The sequence below is a fragment of the Clostridium sp. AM49-4BH genome, from assembly GCF_003478335.1.
Classification (GTDB): Bacteria; Bacillota; Clostridia; order Lachnospirales; family Lachnospiraceae; genus Butyribacter.
The window spans coordinates 1-1,663 of record NZ_QUFB01000118.1; the positions used below are offsets into that span (position 1 = coordinate 1).

Here is a 1,663-nt window from a genome sequence, read left to right on the forward strand (position 1 = left end):
ACAAAAAAGTCATCTATGTCTACATTATATCTATATTTACAAACGTTTTTCATTTCCGTATGTCTACATTATATCTATATTTACAAACGTTTTTCATTTCCGTCTCAAACTGATCACTATATTCCCCACTCAATAAATTAAGTATACAATAATCAACATCTACTGCCTGATATATTTCATATGCCCTTATTCCAAATGAAAAAGATGTTTTTTGTTTAATGGTAATATTGGTTCTGGTACGCCAATTATAATAATATCCGGTTTTTCCTTATCTTCGACTTTTTTTACAAACTCATTAAATCTTAATATGGTTTCTTCACCTGAAAACCTATTATTATACATAAATCCGGAATTGAATAAAACCCCTCTTAATATGGTTTCTTCACCTGAAAACCTATTATTATACATAAATCCGGAATTGAATAAAACCCCATTATATTACTTATCTTTTTTGTTCCGATTTGAGCTACTTTATATCCTTTTTTTAGAAACATTTCTCTTAAATAAAGTTGAACATCAAATTTAGATACATTATATCCAACCCCCATGACGCTAATAATTGGAACATCAAATTTAGATACATTATATCCAACCCCCATGACGCTAATAATTGGCACTTCTATTTCCTGCTTATTCTTATGTACTATACTATCAATTACAATTTCATTACCTTTGCAAATTTCTATCCTTTTTTGAGAATGTTTGCCATATAAAATTTCATCATAAATTCCTGTTGCCAAAATGATCCTGACATTTTTTTCTAAAAAAACTTTTATTGCATTATCGTATTCTTCATAACTTACCATATTGCTATCTACAATTATGACTTTATCAAAATCAACTTCCTGCATACTCATTATATTTGCCATTGAATATATCATGGAAACGCCACTGTTATAGACTTCTGATACTTTTCCTCCCGGTACTATATATGATATATCACTTTTCAACAAATTTTCGCTTACTTTGCTCAAATATAAATTATCTAACGTATACGGATAAACAGCGTACTTCATACTAAGCCTCCTCAAATTTACACCCATATTTTTTCAATATAATATAGTCTTTTATTGTTCCTTCTACACCTGCTCTTGTCTGTTGACACCATTTTAACCGAGCTTCTGCATTAATCCTTCCATCTTCCTGCGCTTTAGAAATACATTGGTAACACATCTTATAGCACCAGCACTCTATACATTGTCTGCTTGTCACATCTGCTACATTAAGTATTTTAATAGCATTATCAATATTTATACCTTGCTGTAAATCGCCAATGCATAATTCTTCTGATGTTTCATCTACTCTCTCACAAGGAAAAAATTTTCCATCTGCCGTAACAAAAAAACGTTGAATTCCTGGCAGGCATTGCCCTCCAGGACTTATTATATCTTCATACCCTTCTACACCTATGTATCTTTCACACATAGCCTGTTTAATTGAAGCAATTTCGCTCTCATACAAAGTGGGTTTATATTCACTAAAAAGATCACTATCACATGCATACAAGAAAACTTTAAAAACTTCATAATTAGAAATTGCGTTTAGTTCCGGATCAAAATCTAAGATTTCCTTTCTATTAACGGGATTGATAAATGTCCCATTTACATTTAATCCTTTTACTGTATCATAATTTAAGAAAAATTCATTTGTACAAGATACATTT

General features: G+C 30.4%; 1 protein-coding gene and 1 pseudogene. Both read right to left on the minus strand.

Translation table 11 applies throughout. The features are described from left to right. Window positions 1–368: 368 nt before the first annotated feature. On the minus strand, window positions 369–1,016 hold the full coding sequence (locus DW981_RS14610) for a hypothetical protein (protein ID WP_118508242.1): 648 nt from the start codon (window positions 1,014–1,016) through the stop codon (window positions 369–371). A gap of 1 nt (window position 1,017) precedes the next feature. After that, window positions 1,018–1,663 (minus strand): annotated as a pseudogene (locus DW981_RS15285) (radical SAM/SPASM domain-containing protein); the annotation flags it as partial.

Bases quoted from the DNA above. Each gene is read 5' to 3' on its own strand.
- DW981_RS14610 (WP_118508242.1), bottom strand. From the start codon at position 1,016: ATGAAGTACGCTGTTTATCCGTATACGTTAGATAATTTATATTTGAGC.